Origin of the sequence: Komagataeibacter diospyri (genome assembly GCF_043995075.1) — a bacterium.
Classification (GTDB): Bacteria; Pseudomonadota; Alphaproteobacteria; order Acetobacterales; family Acetobacteraceae; genus Komagataeibacter; species Komagataeibacter diospyri.
In genome coordinates this window covers 872,874-888,202 of record NZ_CP171836.1, presented here as the reverse complement: position 1 = coordinate 888,202, position 15,329 = coordinate 872,874, and the positions used below count along the sequence as shown (strand labels likewise).

13 protein-coding genes are annotated in these 15,329 nt (G+C 59.0%); 2 read left to right on the top strand and 11 right to left on the bottom strand.

The features are described 5' to 3' along the window. Positions 1–9: 9 nt before the first annotated feature. The 3 genes from ACE2AA_RS04095 to ACE2AA_RS04085 all read right to left on the bottom strand — a co-directional run bounded on the left by ACE2AA_RS04095 (position 10) and on the right by ACE2AA_RS04085 (position 2,846). Positions 10–1,479, bottom strand: coding sequence for a 4-hydroxyphenylacetate 3-hydroxylase family protein (locus ACE2AA_RS04095; protein ID WP_141299304.1), 1,470 nt, complete (start codon positions 1,477–1,479; stop codon positions 10–12). 15 nt (positions 1,480–1,494) lie between these two features. Next, complete coding sequence (locus ACE2AA_RS04090) at positions 1,495–2,031, bottom strand: flavin reductase family protein (RefSeq protein WP_395371323.1); 537 nt, start codon at positions 2,029–2,031, stop codon at positions 1,495–1,497. A 137-nt stretch (positions 2,032–2,168) separates the two neighbouring features. Continuing rightward, entirely contained in the window at positions 2,169–2,846 is a 678-nt protein-coding gene (locus ACE2AA_RS04085) for a DUF1028 domain-containing protein (protein ID WP_395371321.1), read from the bottom strand. A gap of 104 nt (positions 2,847–2,950) precedes the next feature. Here ACE2AA_RS04085 and ACE2AA_RS04080 point away from each other — a divergent pair, with 104 nt between their 5' ends. Continuing rightward, a complete protein-coding gene (locus ACE2AA_RS04080; protein WP_141260021.1) occupies positions 2,951–3,868 on the top strand; it encodes a LysR substrate-binding domain-containing protein in 918 nt (305 codons plus the stop codon). An 11-nt stretch (positions 3,869–3,879) separates the two neighbouring features. On the opposite strand, the gene argE is transcribed toward ACE2AA_RS04080, so the two are convergent. After that, on the bottom strand, positions 3,880–5,043 hold the full coding sequence (gene argE, locus ACE2AA_RS04075; RefSeq protein WP_395371320.1) for an acetylornithine deacetylase: 1,164 nt from the start codon (positions 5,041–5,043) through the stop codon (positions 3,880–3,882). Positions 5,044–5,395: 352 nt separating this feature from the next. On the opposite strand from argE, the gene ACE2AA_RS04070 reads away from it, so the two are divergent. Next, entirely contained in the window at positions 5,396–7,015 is a 1,620-nt protein-coding gene (locus tag ACE2AA_RS04070) for an amidohydrolase (protein WP_395371318.1), read from the top strand. Here the strand turns inward: ACE2AA_RS04070 and ACE2AA_RS04065 are convergent. The 7 genes from ACE2AA_RS04065 to ACE2AA_RS04035 all read right to left on the bottom strand — a co-directional run bounded on the left by ACE2AA_RS04065 (position 7,008) and on the right by ACE2AA_RS04035 (position 15,303). After that, positions 7,008–8,408 (bottom strand): purine-cytosine permease family protein, encoded by a 1,401-nt coding sequence (locus ACE2AA_RS04065; RefSeq protein ID WP_395371316.1) that lies wholly within the window; start codon positions 8,406–8,408, stop codon positions 7,008–7,010. The genes ACE2AA_RS04070 and ACE2AA_RS04065 overlap by 8 nt on opposite strands. Before the next feature lie 62 nt (positions 8,409–8,470). Then, positions 8,471–9,754 (bottom strand): hypothetical protein, encoded by a 1,284-nt coding sequence (locus ACE2AA_RS04060; protein ID WP_395371314.1) that lies wholly within the window; start codon positions 9,752–9,754, stop codon positions 8,471–8,473. A 29-nt stretch (positions 9,755–9,783) separates the two neighbouring features. After that, entirely contained in the window at positions 9,784–11,106 is a 1,323-nt protein-coding gene (hisD, locus tag ACE2AA_RS04055; protein WP_141299320.1) for a histidinol dehydrogenase, read from the bottom strand. A 172-nt stretch (positions 11,107–11,278) separates the two neighbouring features. After that, the gene (locus ACE2AA_RS04050; protein WP_395371313.1) at positions 11,279–12,037 is read right to left on the bottom strand and encodes an SDR family NAD(P)-dependent oxidoreductase; all 759 of its coding nucleotides are present in this window, start codon (positions 12,035–12,037) and stop codon (positions 11,279–11,281) included. Continuing rightward, on the bottom strand, positions 12,037–13,059 hold the full coding sequence (locus tag ACE2AA_RS04045) for a zinc-binding dehydrogenase (RefSeq protein WP_141260028.1): 1,023 nt from the start codon (positions 13,057–13,059) through the stop codon (positions 12,037–12,039). The genes ACE2AA_RS04050 and ACE2AA_RS04045 overlap by 1 nt, the downstream gene beginning before the upstream one ends. Positions 13,060–13,090: 31 nt before the next feature. After that, positions 13,091–13,915: an N-formylglutamate deformylase gene (gene hutG, locus ACE2AA_RS04040; RefSeq protein ID WP_141299326.1), complete on the bottom strand. Its 825-nt coding sequence runs from the start codon at positions 13,913–13,915 to the stop codon at positions 13,091–13,093. A 17-nt stretch (positions 13,916–13,932) separates the two neighbouring features. Next, positions 13,933–15,303: a formimidoylglutamate deiminase gene (locus tag ACE2AA_RS04035; protein ID WP_395371310.1), complete on the bottom strand. Its 1,371-nt coding sequence runs from the start codon at positions 15,301–15,303 to the stop codon at positions 13,933–13,935. Positions 15,304–15,329 lie beyond the last annotated feature (26 nt).

Below are 15,329 nucleotides of genomic sequence, written 5' to 3'. Positions count from 1 at the left end.
GGCCTGTCATTATTTGTTCCCTCCCTTGCCCTGCTGCAGCACACCTTCGCTCAGCCCGGCTGAACGCTGCACGAATTCCAGTGCGCCGTTCCAGTCAAAGTTACGATAGACCGCAGCCAGATGCGCAAACGGCGGGGCCTGCGCAAACAGCTGGAATGTCAGACGATGGCCGGCATAATCGGAATTGAGCATGTCACGGGCATAGGCCAGCAGCTTGCGCCGGTCCTCGGCCTGCCATGTTTCATTGATGGAATAGAATTTTTCCATCCATGGCGCGGTTTCGGGATCCCGGAATGTCGCGACGTCCGGCGTGACACAGATCTGCCCACCACACAGTTCGCGCGTCAGGTGCATCATTTCATGCAGCTTGGAACATGCAAGCACACGCCCGGCCATAAGCAGCGACTGGTTGGGCATGAGCAGGCCACCGGGGCTTTCTTCCGCCATGGCAATGGACGCCGTCAGGTGGGCATTGATCCCTTCACGGTAACAGGCAAGGGTCGCCAGTTTCTCCTGCACCGCCTGCTGGCGGTCCAGTCCGGTCTGGCGCACGTTGAACATGGCGGCGCCGATCATCATGTCGGCCAGCTTCTGGTTACGCTGCACAAAGGCAAACGCGCTGTAGCGATGCAGTGTCGCGCGGATGAAGGTTGCAGCCTTGGTGTGCCGGTAGAACAGCACGTTTTCCCACGGGATCAGCACGTCATCGAAAATGACAAGGGCTTCGACCTCGTCATACCGGTTGGACAGCGGATAATCCTCGATCGGCGCGCGCCCGGCAAATCCGGTGCGACAGATGAATTTCAGGTTGGGCGAGGAAAAATCACAGATGAACCCGACCGCGTAATCAGACAGTTCGGCATCACCCCAGTTGGCAATGGTGGGCTTGGTGAATGCCTGGTTGGCGTAAGCCGCCGCCGTTTCATACTTGGCGCCACGGACAATGATGCCCGCATCCGTTTCGCGCACGACATGCAGCAGCATGTCCGGATCCTGGTCCTGCGGCCGCTTGGAACGGTCCCCCTTGGGGTCCGTATTGGCCGAGACATGGAACGGGTCCGCATACATCGCCTTATGCACGTGATGACGGATATTTTCCGCGAACTGGGGATTGACCTCGTTCAGGATATCCTGCCCGTCATACAGGGACCACATCTCGCCAATCGTCTCGTCACCGACACGCGTGACGATGCCTCCTACTTCATCCAGCACGGTGTCAGTGGCGATACGCTTCGCCTTCCAGTCTTCCTGCGTATGGGGCAACTGCAGGGCCAGCGGGGCTTCGTTTCCCTTGTCATCCGTATAGACAAGTCGGTCACGGAAAGCCGCTTCATGCTGCATGTCATACATCCGCGCACGGATGGAAACGATGGGCCTGAACATCGGATGCGTCGTGACATCCTTCACCCGTTCGCCATTCATCCATATCCGCCTGCCATCACGGATGGAGTCCAGATACTGCTGTCCTGTACGGATCATGAATTATCTTCCTGCTCAAGAATTATGAAGAACGGGTTCCGGCCGGTGAAATGCCCGACGGAAATGCAGCAGCGTCATTGCGGGCTGCAGATAGGTATGCTGGACGCCACCAATAATCACCCCGTGCGTCCCGACATCGACGGACTGTTCGAGGGTGCAGTCAAAGGATGCCAGCGCCCCGTCAAGCAGCCATCCCCCTGCCTGCCCCGGCTTCCAGGCCGCACAGCCGAAATCGAATGCTGGGAAGACCCCGGCCCGGCCAGCGAAGTTTTCCGCCACCCCGACATGGTCGTGCGACAGCATATTGATGACGAAACAGCCATTTTCGATAATGGCGGCAAAAGCCGGACTGCGCCGGTTGATGCACGCCATCATCATTGGCGGATCAGCGGACGCGGATGTGACGGAACTGACGGTAATGCCCAACCGCCCGGCGGGGCCGTCCGTGGTGATCACGGCCACGGGAGCTGCAACATGCCCCATGGCCGCGACAAACTGTTCACGTTCGGATGATCCCTGCCCATGTTGTGATACCGATGTCTGGGTGGACATGGCACGTCTCCCGAAAACCAGTGCTTATGACCATGGGATATTCGAACGGAGATTCATTCCGCTAAAGAAATATATATCGAAGATGCACCTCAGAAAAACCGAAGCAATAATGATTGATCAAAGGTTATTGCAATGCTCTATTCATCTCCCGGCACACCATATGAAGGGGCCTGGGCGGGATGCAGCGCACGCTGGACATAATCATACATCTGGGGTTTCCATACAGCCCACAGTTCCGTCAGACGCGCGACCGGATTTTCGCCCCAGTCCACCCGCAGATCCGCAAGCGGCCACTGTTCACGGTCAACCACCAGCATGCCAGCGGAATAGACAGGTCCGGCTTCGCCGCCCGCATCCGCACCAGCCTGCAATGCCAGCAGTATCCGCTCCCCCAGTTCAAGGGATGGGTCGCCCTTTTCAAACGCAGCAACAATTGCTGCCGGCACATCCGCATTGGCCAGCAGGTTGCCGGCGGATACGATATTCTTGCCAAAGGCTTCGGCATGGGTGCCCAGCGTGCTGTCGCCAGACCATGCGGCCCCGTGGCCACTGCTGTCGATAAAGGTCATCTGCCGGTATGGTGCATGGGTTGCGACGCGGGCCATGACAACCTGGCATTCAGCGGGTGTCAGTCCGCGTTCCAGCAGGTCGAGAGCCATTGGCCCCAGTCGCGGGTCAGTTACATTCTGCGACGTGACCGCCCCCACGCCCGCGCGGGCATAGGCGCAGCGGGCCGCCACGGCGGGCGACGACGATACGACCGCCACCCCGAACTGCCCGGTGCGCGCGCAATGCGCAACGATGGAAAATGTCATGATCCTGCCTTTCCTGTTTTATCCTGTTTCATCCGATCCGGCGCCACCTGCCGCCATGCGGTCCTTGGTCCCGTCGTGACAGACACAGCAGCCGGAGCCACCCCATGCGTTTCACACTGAAACAGATCGAATATTTTGTCGCGGCTGCCGAAACGGGGTCGATTACTGCAGCATCCAGGCGGGTTCATATCTCCCAGCCATCCATTTCCGCCGCCATCGCCCAGCTTGAGGCCGTGTTCGGGATTACCCTGTTCATCCGCCACCATGCCGCCGGGCTGTCCCTGACACAGGAAGGCCACAGCTTCCTGCGTGAATCCCGTAACCTGCTGCTTCATGCCACCGAACTGGACATGACCGCATCCGGCCTGTCGGGGCAGGTCAGTGGCCTGATTGAAGTGGGCTGCATGGCAACGCTGTATTCCCTGATCGTGCCGGACCTGCTGCAGGAATTCGAAACCCGCCACCCCGATGCCCAACTGCGCATTATCGCCGGCCATCACAGTGAACTGATTGAAAAGCTGCGCAATGGCGAAATCTGCGCCATGCTGGCCTATGACCTGAACATGCCGCAGGATCTTGATTTTTTCCCGCTGGCCGCCCTGCCTCCCTTTGCCTTTGTATCGGCACAGCACCGTCTGGCCCGCAGGCGGCATATCGTCCTGTCGGAACTGGAACACGAACCCTTCCTGTTGCTGGACCTGCCGCTGTCACGGGATTATTTCCTGTCCCTGTTTTCCCATGCGGGCATCGTGCCCAGCATAATGGGACGGTTCCAGAGCATTGATGTCATCCGTTCGCTGGTTGCGCGCGGCGAAGGCTACAGTCTGGCCAATGCGCGCCCGCGCAACAAGGCAGCGCTGGATGGCAGGCCGCTGGCCTATCTTGCGCTCAAGGACACACCCCAGCCGCTGCTGTATGGTACGGCCACGATCGCAAACATACGGCAGACGGCGCGGGCGACGGCCTTCCTGCAGGTGTGCCGTGAACTGCTTGCGGGAAAGCCCCTGCCGGGCAGCGACTAGGGCCAGCCGCCTTACGCCACGCACAACGTATCAACAATACGGGCCAGAAAGGCGTCGCCCGCAGCCAGTTCATCACGGGTAATGTATTCATCCGCCTTATGGGCACGGTCAATTGATCCGGGGCCGCATATCACGGTGGGCAATGTCAGTTCCTGCTGGAACAGTCCCGCTTCCGTCCCGAAGCCGATGGTGGTCACCGCATTATGCTGGCTGGCCTGCAGGGCAATATTACGGATGGCGGTATCCGGTTCGGGCACAAGGCCGGGATATTCATTGATGATTTCGAAATCGATTGTCCCACCGGGATAATCGGCCACCACAACCGCTGCGCGTTCGCGCAACTGCTTCAGCCATATATCAGCCGACTGTCCGGGCAGCAGACGCATTTCGAACTGCAGTTCGCACCGATCGGGGACGATATTCAGTGCAACCCCGCCATTTATCAACCCGACCTGTGCCGTGTTGAATGGCACCTCAAATGACGGGTCCTGTGTCGGGGCATCCATCATCTTCACCTGGATGCGGGCGACTTCCTGTGCCATGCGTGCTGCGATCTGGATGGCGTTGCACCCCAGCATGGGATTGGCGGAATGCGCCGCGCGGCCGTGGCATATGATGCGTGCGGCCACTTTTCCCTTATGGGCTACGGCTACCTGCAGACCGGTTGGCTCTCCCACGATACAGCCCTGCGCCGTGATTGCGTGTTCACGCAGAAACGCCAGAAGGGAACGCACGCCCACGCAGCCGATTTCCTCATCACAGGAAATGGCGAAATGCAGGGGGCGCCGCAATTCTCTGTTAGCCGCATATCGTGCCGCAGTCAGCATACAGGCCAGAAAACCCTTCATGTCACTGCTGCCGCGCGCAAACAGCTTTCCGTCGCGATCCGTCAGGCTGAATGGGTCGCACGTCCATGCCTGCCCCTGCACCGGCACAACATCACTGTGACCGGACAGGACAATACCCTGTCCAGTGTCTGGTCCGATCGTGGCAAACAGGCCATAACGATCCGTCTCCTCATGCCGCACGACCGTAAGGGTGGCGTTCACCGCACGGAACTGCTGCGCATACCATTCGATCAGGTCAAGATTACTTTCCCTGCTCAGGGTTGGCCATGCAACCAGATGCGCAAGGGCTGCAACGGTCGGATTACTGTCATGCAGCAGGGATGTCATGTTCGCTCCATCATCAGGGCCATGCACGTTATCGTAAGACAGTCCGGGGGCATCGCCTGCTCGGAAGTTTCTATGCCAAAGAGAGAAACTTCCGATGGGCTGCATCCATGTAAGGCAACGGGCCTGACAATGGCACCATGCCTCTGCCCGCATTGTTCTCAAACCGGCGGAAGCGGCACAACCAACCAATTGAAAACAATATGCTATTCACTGATTCATTCTGTCAGCAGGTCTGGCTTGCCTGTTGCCGCCGGTTCGTGAACCGACGTGTCGTCAGCGGCCATGGCATACCCTTACATTCAAGAAACAATATGCTCTAATCACACCATATTTCCATCTCAGGAACAGATCCATGCCCCTCGACCTTGCCATCATCAATGCTGACATTCACGGCCATGCCCCACCCGTCAATGCAGTCGGCATCATGGACGGACATATCGTGGCGATCGGCACATCATCCGACATCATGGAGCAATGTGTCCCGACAACCGTCATCCGTGATCTGGGCGGCATGTTCCTGATGCCGGGCTTTATTGATGTCCACATGCATATTGCCATGGCCGCTGACTATCTTTCCGCCATCGGGCTGCGGGATGTACGGACCATGAAGGCCCTGCTGGAAAGGGTGGCGGTATGGGCGGCGGCACATCCCGACACGCCATGGATCCGCGGTCTGGAATGGAGCTATGGCTATCCCGACCTGCCCGATGGCGAATTCGATGCGCGCATGATTGACAGCATCCTGCCAGACCGTCCGGTAATCCTGACATCGGGCATGGCGCATGCAGCATGGGCGAATTCGCGTGCCATGGAAATTGCCGGGATTACCCGCGATACCCCCGACCCGGAAAATGGTGAAATCGTCCGCCGCGCCGATGGCACGCCATCGGGCTGGCTGAAGGAAGACGCTGTCAGCCTTGTCACCAGCCATATCCCGCCCATGACCCGACCGGAAATGGATCACGCGCTGGGTCTGGTGCTGGATACGGCATCCCGGCTGGGCATCACCCGTATGCAGAGTGCCGCGTATGACGAAGCCTACCTGCCGCTGCTGTCGGCGCGGGATGCGGCAGGCACGCTGCCGGTCCGCATCGGGATGATGACGGAAATAGAACCCGATCCCGGCCTGACGCCGCAGCGCCTGCGCGAAGCACTGGACCTGCGTGCACGTTATGACAATGCCATGGTGCGCCTGGACGGCATCAAGTTCTTCCTTGATGGCGTGCTGGAATCCCATACCGGCTACATGCCCGAAGGATATGCGGACCAGCCTGATGCACGCGGTACCCTGCTATGGGACCGCACGGCCTATATTGATGCGGTTCGGACCGGCGTGGAAAACGGGTTGGACATATGGACCCATGCCATCGGGCCGGGCGCGATCCATCTGGCCCTTGATGCGGCAGAAATCGCAGGCAACAGCCCGAACCGTGCGCGTATCCGCGTGGAACATGCCGAACTGCCGTATCCCGATGATATTACCCGCTTTGCCAGCACTTCCACCATTGCCAGCATGCAGCCCGTCATGATTGCGCCAGCCGATGAATGGATGGGCATGGAAGGGGTATGGAAAAAACGTGTGGGGGACAATCGCGCGCAACTGGCATTCCCGCTGCGCGCGCTGCTGGATGCGGATAGCATGCTGGCGTTCGGGACGGACTGGCCGATTGTATCCCTTGATCCCCTGCGCGGGCTGCGCAAGGCCGTCCTGCGCCGTCCCATCGGGGCACCTGCATCAGAAGCATGGATCCCGACACAGGCAATCAGCTTGCCCGAAGCATTCGACAGCTATACCAGCAAGGCAGCGGTGGCCGCCGGACGGGAACGGTATGAAGGTCGTATTGCACTGGGCTACCGCGCGGATATTGCCGTGCTGTCGGGCAACCCCTTCGGGATGGATCCGGACAGCCTGCCGGACCTGAAATGCATGCTGACGGTCACGGCAGGCCGTATTGTGCACGATCTTATCTGACGATAGGGCGCGCGGGGGCATCCGACTGTCGGCATATCAGCCAGTAAACCAGGCCGGGCAGCAGGATTCCCACCACCCATGACAGGTCAACCCCATCCATCTGCCGTGCCATCAGGCCGGAATACAGATCATTTGAAATAAAGGGTACCTGCACAACAATACCCATGATGTAACAGAAAATGGCCGGTCGGTTGAAACGCCCGTATATGCCGCCATCATGCTGGAAAAAGGACCGGATATCATAATCGCCATGCCGGATCAGGTAATAATCAACCAGATTGATTGCCGTCCACGGGGACAGGACCGCCAGCAGGAATTCAATGAAGCTGTTCAGGATATGCAGTATGTCGCCGCTCAGCATGATGGTCAGCAGTACGGACAGCAGCAGCAGTCCACCCGCCAGCAGCCCGCGACTGCGCGCCGAAGGCCGCCATGTCGGCCACATGGTATAAAACAGGGTCATGCAGGACAGGGCCGCGCAATAGATCTGCATCGTGCATGAAACCGTGATCGAAATCAGGACAATGCCAAGCAGGACATAGGCCGGCAGCGCATAATGCACCTGGATCGCGGTATAGAAATTCCCAGCCCATGCGGTACTACCGATATAGGCCCCCAGAAAGGTAGGGACCGCAGTTCCAATGATGCTGCCCGTCATGCACGACCAGAATGCATCGCGTTCGGGTGTATCGGCTGGCAGATAACGCGAATAATCCGATACATACGGTGCATACGCTACCTGCCACAGCACCCCGATCGAGACAGCCGCCACAAAATCATGCATGCCGGGAACCGCCATCAACGGCTGGACCGGCAGGGCATGCAGGTAAAACAGGAAAAAAGACGCAAGGGCAAAGAACGCCGTAGCTGCCACATAGGTAAAGCCAACCACAAAACGTTCAATCCACCCATGTCCGACAATACACAGCGACAGGATGGCCGCAGCCAGGACATAGACGGGTAACTGGTGTGGTGGACCGCCCAGGGCCTGCTGCACCTGTTCACGTCCGATGGCCAGCAATGTCGCCGTAAACCCCACATACATGACAATGACGACAACAATGACCAGCAGCGCCCCATAGGCTCCGAACTGACCACGTGTCTGCTGCATCTGCGGAATACCCAGATGCGGCCCCTGCGCGGCGTGCAGGGCCATGAACATGCCCCCCACCCCATTGCCGACCAGAATGGCAAGGGCCGCCCAGAACAGCGAAAGATGACAGACCTGGCAGTAGATCAGGCCTGTCAGGATCGCGAGTATGTTCTGGTTCGCCCCCAGCCAGACCAGACACAGCCCACGCGTATTTCCCCGGCGCCGGTCTGCCGGTATGGGGAAAATCGTATCTTCCTCAACGGCCAGAACCGAATTGCGCAATGGTGCGTCAATGTCCATATACGGCAACTCCTTCAATAACAGGGGATCACTGTTATCAGATTGGTTCCGAAATGATATTTCTAATTTCCGGGATCAATTGCATCAAGGAAGCGGCTGACCACATCCTGCCTTGGTGGCACGGATTCACTGCCGCACATGACAGCAACCGCCAGCCCCGTCAGGGATGAAAGCGGCGTATGGCCACCAGCCCCATCAGCGCACAGATCCATTACCAGCGTAGGGCAGCAGAACAGGCCACACCGGATCGTCGCACGCCAGTCGGCTGGCAGTTGCCCCATGGCGCGCATATGCTTCAGCAGCGGACGCCACAGCAGCACCGCCTTGGAATCCAGAAAGGCGCGCCGCAGGTCGTTCATTTCCCACCCCGACGTGACATCCAGTATGCCGTCAGGCGTCATGCTGGCATGGGTCACCATATCAGCGGGCAGGTCATGGGGATGATACAACCAGTCTGCATGGGCGAAGATGTTATGGAAGGTTGCCTTGACCTCCGCCATGATGGCAGGAATATCCTGCCCGGCAAAGGCCGGGTCAAAGAAGGTCAGGCTCCTGCCCGCCCCTTCCCACCACACATTGGCATTATGCGCATCCCCATGTGCCGTAACCCCGCCAAAACGGGCCAGCATGCGTGGGGAAAGCAGCCGCATGCTGCGTTCCAGCACGGTCCGTAGCGTATCGGCATACATCACCCCGTTGATGCGCCACTTCATGTCAAGTAGCGCGTGATCGGCAACACTTACACCCGGAAACGCAAATGTACGGCCCGATGCGAAAAAACGTGCTGCCCGCGCCCCAAGCTGCCTGTCATCGGTTGTCAGGCGATGGTGGAATAGCTGGTGAAAGGGTTCGGTTGCGCATTCGGCTTCGGATATCGGGTGGAAGGTTTCGCGGTAAATGCGTGCCGTCAGCGCATCAAGCTCACGCTGCGCCGCAACGACTGGTCTGATATCCGCATCCGTCGCGTCATATGTACGGCACAGATCCGCCAGTCGTGGCGTTGACCGTTTTGTATAAAGCAGTATCTGCCGACCGACTGCGCGCGACACATAAACTGGCATGTCGATCGGGTAACCAGCGTCGCGCAGGACTTCCCCACGATAGAATTCCTGAAGGGTACTTTCCTCATTTTCCTCATGATGGAACTTGAAGAAGTATTCTTCTCCCGTTGGGATCGTGAGGAAGCCGTTTACGGAATTCAGGCTGTATCCATCATTCCCCAGCGTGATGTTGCTGACCCGTAGACCGAATTCTTCCCGTATCAGGTCGGAAAGGATCGTGCATGTCCGCGTTACGTCTTTCGCACGGAAGGCCTGTAGCGCCTGTGCGGATGCTGAGTCATTCATGAATACAGCCTTTGTTCACAACGGACGGTTTACTGGCTTTTGGATAGAGGACGGGCGGAAGATACCGCGCGCGCATGGCCGGAAAACCCTTCATACGATGCAAAGCGGTGCGTATGGGCTGCCATTTCCTTGTATCCGCGCGCGGATACACGGGCGAACGACATCCGTTTCATATAATCATGCACGGAAAGCGGCGAATGCGTGCGCGCGGCCCGGTTGGTTGGCAGCACGGCATTGGGACCAATGACATAATTACCAAGGCTGACGGGTGTGTGGTTGCCCAGCAGTACCTCGCCCGCGTTACGGATACGCCCAAGGTCAGCCATCGGATCCTGTGTCAGGATTTCAAGATGTTCAGGGGCATAGGCATTGGTGAATTCCACTGCCGCATCAAAATCGCACGTCAACACGATGCCGCCATACGCCCCGCACAGGACGGTGGATGAAAATTCGGCGCGTTTGGCGTCCATCTGCTGCCAGTGACCGGGCAGGGCTTCCTTCACGCCCTGCGCAACGCGCGGACTGTCCGTCACCAGCCAGGCGGAGGAATCCGGCCCATGTTCGGATTCAATAACCAGATCCAGCGCAGCCAGTTCGGGATCGACACTGTCATCGGCCAGGATGATCGCCTCACTGGGGCCTGCGGGCACGCCAGGATCAATGATATGGGAAAGCAGCTTCTTTGCCGCGACGACATACGGGCTGCCCGGTCCCACGATCTTCATGCAGGCCGGGACGGTTTCCGTGCCATAGGCCACGGCGGCCACACCCTGCGCACCACCACATTTGTAAACTTCAGTCACGCCAATCAGGCGCGCGGCGACAAGCGTGCCTGCATCCACGCGCCCATCCGGCGCAGGCGGCGTGATGATGACCAGACGCGGCACACCGGCCACAATGCCCGGAATGGCGGTCATGTTCACGACGCTGGGAAACGCACCCTTGCCACGCGGCACGTAGCAGGCCACCGATTCAATGGCGACATTCCGGTCTCCTGCCCATACGCCGGGCTGGACCTCGATCATCCAGCTATCCTCGGGCTTCTGGGCCTCATGGAATTTGCGGATATTGCCAATTGCATATTCAATTGAACGGATCAGTTCGGGATCCATTTCGCGGAAGGCGGTTTCAAACTCCTCCTCCGTGGCGCGGATGCTCATGTCCGGAACGGTCACGCCGTCATAGGCCTGCGCAAAACGGCGCAGGGCTGCGTCACCTTCGGTCCGGACAGCCTCGATAATCGGCTTGACGCGTTCCAGATACGGGCCAAGGTCGGCTTCCGTACGGTCAAGAAGGTGGGCGGGAATATTTTTAGCATTCCGCAAATCGACAAAATTGACAGTCTTGTTCATCTGGTCGCTTCCACTCAGGCAACGCATTATAGGCGAGTGACAACCGTAGCCGGGCAAAAAACCATATCTGTCCCCTACCACGCACTACAGATCTGTCTGGCCCTGTTCATCCGATTCATATCAACTTCAAAACGAATGAGCAACGATAATATCATACATATATATACAACCTTCAGATGGTAGCCAGAAAACCCCCATCCACATACAGGATCTGACCGTTTACATAGGCTGCAGCATCCGAGCACAGGAACTGCACAATGCCCCCCAGTTCCGCAGGTTCGCCAAACCGTCCCAGCGGAATGCGCGGCATCATTGTCTCACGCCATTTTTCATCACGAAAAAAGGGTTCCGTCATTTCCGTACGGAAATATCCCGGCCCCACCGCATTGACCCGGATACCCTTTGGCCCCCATTCCGTGGCCAGCCCGCGCGTCACACCCAGCAGACCGGATTTTGAGGCACCGTATGGCACCGCCCCCGGAATACCAACCGCGGACGCCAGTGAGCACAGGTTGACGATTGCCCCACCCGCCCGCATCCCGCGCGCCGCATGCAATGCACAGAAAAACGCCCCGCGCAGGTTGGTATCGACAATCCTGTCCCACAATGCGTCATCCGCATCCATGGCGGGACGCAGTTCTTCCATGCCGGCATTGTTCACCAATGCATCGATATGGAGACCTCTTGCGCAGAGGTCATGAAAAGCCCGTTCAATATTGTCAGTACTGGCGACATCCACGATAAAATGGTCCATTTCCAGACCATCATCCCGCGCGATGTCGCAGGTCTCACGCAAGGGTGCTACAGAACGGCCACAGATAAACACCTGCGCGCCCTGCCCTGCCAGATGCAATGCCACCGCCCGGCCAATGCCACGACCGCCCCCCGTCACGACAATGACGCGACCACGGACACAGAACGGGTTTTTCATTATGCTTCCTCCGCAACGGGATGGGGAAAGATCAGTGTCTTCAGCCCTGTACGCTGTTGTGCCAGCAGCTCCCCATAGACATCCGGTATCTGCTCCACCCCCTGTATCATGGTGACGAAAGCCTTCAGACGTTCGCGCAGGTCTGGCAACAGGGCGATGGCCTGCGGCATTTCATCGGCAAAGGCGCTGACGCCGCGCACCTCCAGTTCACGCTCGACAATAAGGTTCAGGTCGAGATTGAGCTTTGTCGCGGTCAGTCCGGCCAGAACCAGTCGCCCCCCAGGCGCGGCGTGGTCCAGCAGATGTCCCGCCACCGCAACCGATCCCGTGGTGTCCAGCATGAAGCGTGGTGCCTGACCATCGACAAGGGGGCCGATGGCATCCAGCGCCACGGGCGACACGCCACAGGTTTCCTGCAACAGGCGCACGCGTTGCGGATCGCGTTCGACCAGGTAAACCCGGCCATCATGCCGTTCAGACAGCACCAGTGCGGCAAGGCCGCCAATAGTCCCCCCACCACAGACCACGACCGGCATACCCGAATCGGGGGCAAGCCGGTTTATGGCATGAACCGCCACGGACAGGGGTTCCGCCAGGGCCGCCAGCCAGAACGGCATGTCCGGGGGAATGCGGTGCAACTGACGGGCCGGAAGTGTCACTTCCCCTGCAAACCCGCCATCACAGACCTCGCCCACAAATCCCAGACTGGCACACAGGTTGCTCCGCCCCTGCTGGCAGGCGTGGCATGTCCCACACCCTACCCTGGAATCCGCTACCACGCGGTCCCTGGACCGGAAGCCGGTCACGCCGGGGCCGACTGCCATGACTTCGCCGGAAAACTCATGTCCCGGCGTGACAGGGGTACGGGTCATCCACTGACCCGTGCGGAAGTTATGCAGATCCGAGCCACATATCCCGGCGGCCATGACCCGTATGCGCACCTGATCCGGACCCGGTTCTGCCGGTGCCTGGACCGTTTCGATGCGGATATCCTCAATTCCGTATAAACGTGCTGCCTGCATCTGCCACCTCTTTAGCGTGGTATTCTGCTGGTCACCGAACCTGCGGTGTCCAGTCCAGAACGGTGTCAAGAAATCCTGCCATGGCTGTGGAAAGCTTGCGAAAGGCTGTTTCATCCAGCGGCCATGGGGCTTCTTCGCGCTGGAGGTAGGTACTCTGGGCAATTTCCATCTGCACGGCATGAAAACCCCGGTCCGGCTGCCCATAATGCCGGGTGGTGTACCCCCCGCGGAAACGGCCGTTCACGACATGGGTGTAGCCGGACAGGCTTTCTGCATGGGCCTTGATCCGGTCCTGAAGCAGTCCGTCGCAGGATGTACCGCTATTGGTGCCGATATTCAGGTCAGGTAGACGGCCTTCAAACAGCCGGGGAATATGGGTCTGGATGGAATGTCCGTCCCATAACACTGCCCAGCCATGCTGCGACTTCAGCCGTTCGAGTTCCTGACCGACCGCATCATGATAAGGTTTCCAGAACGCGGCGGTCCTGTCGTGAATCTCGTTCTGGTCCGGTTCCTGCCCGGCCTGATAGATCGGCGTGCCGTCAAATGTCAGGCTGGGGACAAGCCCGGTACTGGGCCGCCCCGGATACAGGATGGCGTCATCCGCGCCACGATTAAGGTCCACCACATAACGCGAATAACGTGCACGGATGACCCCTATGCCGCGTTCACGCGCGTGGGCTGTATAAAGCTGGTCAATATACCAGTCCGTATCAGGCAGCTGCTGGCCATACGGGGTCATGCGCGCTGCCATGCCGGGGGGCAGGTCCGTGCCCGAATGTGGCAGGGTCAGCAGGACGGGCACATGGCCGGGCTGGAAATCGAATACCGGGAAATCCGAAAGAAGATTGGTCATCGTATGATCGTAACCTTTCATTCAGCTGCCAGCATCGCCAGGGCGCGATGGAAATTACGCGTAATGCCGTCATGATCGGGATGGCGACCGTCCTGCACAACCCACTGCCCCGCACACATCACATCACGCACAGGCAGCGTGGGACAGGCAAAAATGGCTGAATCGAGAATCCTGTCCCCCTGCAGTTCCGGCAGGGACAGTTTTTCCGGGTCCAGCACGCACAGATCAGCCCGCGCCCCTACGACCAGCCCAGATGGCGGCAGGCCACAGGCCTGACGGCCGCCTTCGAATGCCGCACGGTACAGGTAGCCACCAACCGAACCCATCTCTCCCTCCGGCAGGCAGACACAGCGCTGCTGGCGGTCAAGACGTGCACCGTATTCAAGCAGGCGCAGTTCCTCGCCGGGGCTGATCAGTATGTTGCTGTCGCTGCCAATACCGAAACGTCCACCCTGCGCCACACAATCCGGGAAGGGAAAAAGTCCGTCCCCCAGATTGGCTTCCGTAATCGGGCACAGGCCAGCCACGGCGCCACTCCGGGCGATCAATGTCGTTTCGGTTGCTGACAAGTGCGTGGCGTGCACAAGGCACCAGCGCGCATCGACCGTCACATGATCAAACAGGTATTCCACAGGCCGCGCACCGGTTGCCTGCAGGCATTCCGCAACTTCGGCCTGCTGTTCGGCCACGTGGATATGGATCGGTGCGCCAGCCGCCATCTGGTTGACTGCCTCCCCCACCTCACGAATGTCAACGGCGCGGACGGAATGAAGCCCGACCCCGACAATGGGGGGCATGGCATGGTCGCCTGCCTGCCGCACTCGACTGACGATATCTGCCAGGGTCTGTAGCGTGTTGGCGAAACGCTGCTGCTGGGGCAGCGTCGTCTGCGCTCCGAAACCCGACCGGGCATATAATGTCGGCAACAGGGTCAGGCCCATGCCCACGTTTCGCGCGGCCTGCACGATACGCAGCGACATTTCCGCACGGTCGGCATACGGCGTGCCACCCCTGCCATGATGCAGGTAATGGAATTCGGCAACCTGCGTATAACCGCGTTCCAGCATTTCCATATACAGGAATGTAGCAATATCCTGCATCTGTTCCGGCGTCACATTGTCAGCCAGACGGTACATGGCCCTGCGCCATGTCCAGAATGTATCGGACGGGTTGCTGCGCCCTTCCGCAAGGCCGGCCATAGCGCGCTGGAATGCATGGGAATGCAGGCTGTATTGTGGGGGAATGACAATATCCGCGCATAATACGGAAGGATCGGGAGAAGAATCTGGCACTATGGCGGAAAAGCAGCCATCCATTCCCACTTCAATCCGCACATTGCTGCGCCACCCGGTGGGCAGCATGGCCTGTCTTGCAAAAATCGTGACCATTTCCACTCTCATGCCTGATAGGCAGG

Bases quoted from the DNA above. Each gene is read 5' to 3' on its own strand.
- hisD (WP_141299320.1), bottom strand. From the start codon at position 11,106: ATGAACAAGACTGTCAATTTTGTCGATTTGCGGAATGCTAAAAATATT.
- argE (WP_395371320.1), bottom strand. From the start codon at position 5,043: ATGACATCCCTGCTGCATGACAGTAATCCGACCGTTGCAGCCCTTGCG.
- ACE2AA_RS04080 (WP_141260021.1), top strand. From the start codon at position 2,951: ATGCGTTTCACACTGAAACAGATCGAATATTTTGTCGCGGCTGCCGAA.
- ACE2AA_RS04090 (WP_395371323.1), bottom strand. From the start codon at position 2,031: ATGTCCACCCAGACATCGGTATCACAACATGGGCAGGGATCATCCGAA.
- ACE2AA_RS04060 (WP_395371314.1), bottom strand. From the start codon at position 9,754: ATGAATGACTCAGCATCCGCACAGGCGCTACAGGCCTTCCGTGCGAAA.
- ACE2AA_RS04070 (WP_395371318.1), top strand. From the start codon at position 5,396: ATGCCCCTCGACCTTGCCATCATCAATGCTGACATTCACGGCCATGCC.
- ACE2AA_RS04085 (WP_395371321.1), bottom strand. From the start codon at position 2,846: ATGACATTTTCCATCGTTGCGCATTGCGCGCGCACCGGGCAGTTCGGG.
- hutG (WP_141299326.1), bottom strand. From the start codon at position 13,915: ATGACCAATCTTCTTTCGGATTTCCCGGTATTCGATTTCCAGCCCGGC.
- ACE2AA_RS04095 (WP_141299304.1), bottom strand. From the start codon at position 1,479: ATGATCCGTACAGGACAGCAGTATCTGGACTCCATCCGTGATGGCAGG.
- ACE2AA_RS04045 (WP_141260028.1), bottom strand. From the start codon at position 13,059: ATGCAGGCAGCACGTTTATACGGAATTGAGGATATCCGCATCGAAACG.
- ACE2AA_RS04065 (WP_395371316.1), bottom strand. From the start codon at position 8,408: ATGGACATTGACGCACCATTGCGCAATTCGGTTCTGGCCGTTGAGGAA.
- ACE2AA_RS04050 (WP_395371313.1), bottom strand. From the start codon at position 12,037: ATGAAAAACCCGTTCTGTGTCCGTGGTCGCGTCATTGTCGTGACGGGG.
- ACE2AA_RS04035 (WP_395371310.1), bottom strand. From the start codon at position 15,303: ATGGTCACGATTTTTGCAAGACAGGCCATGCTGCCCACCGGGTGGCGC.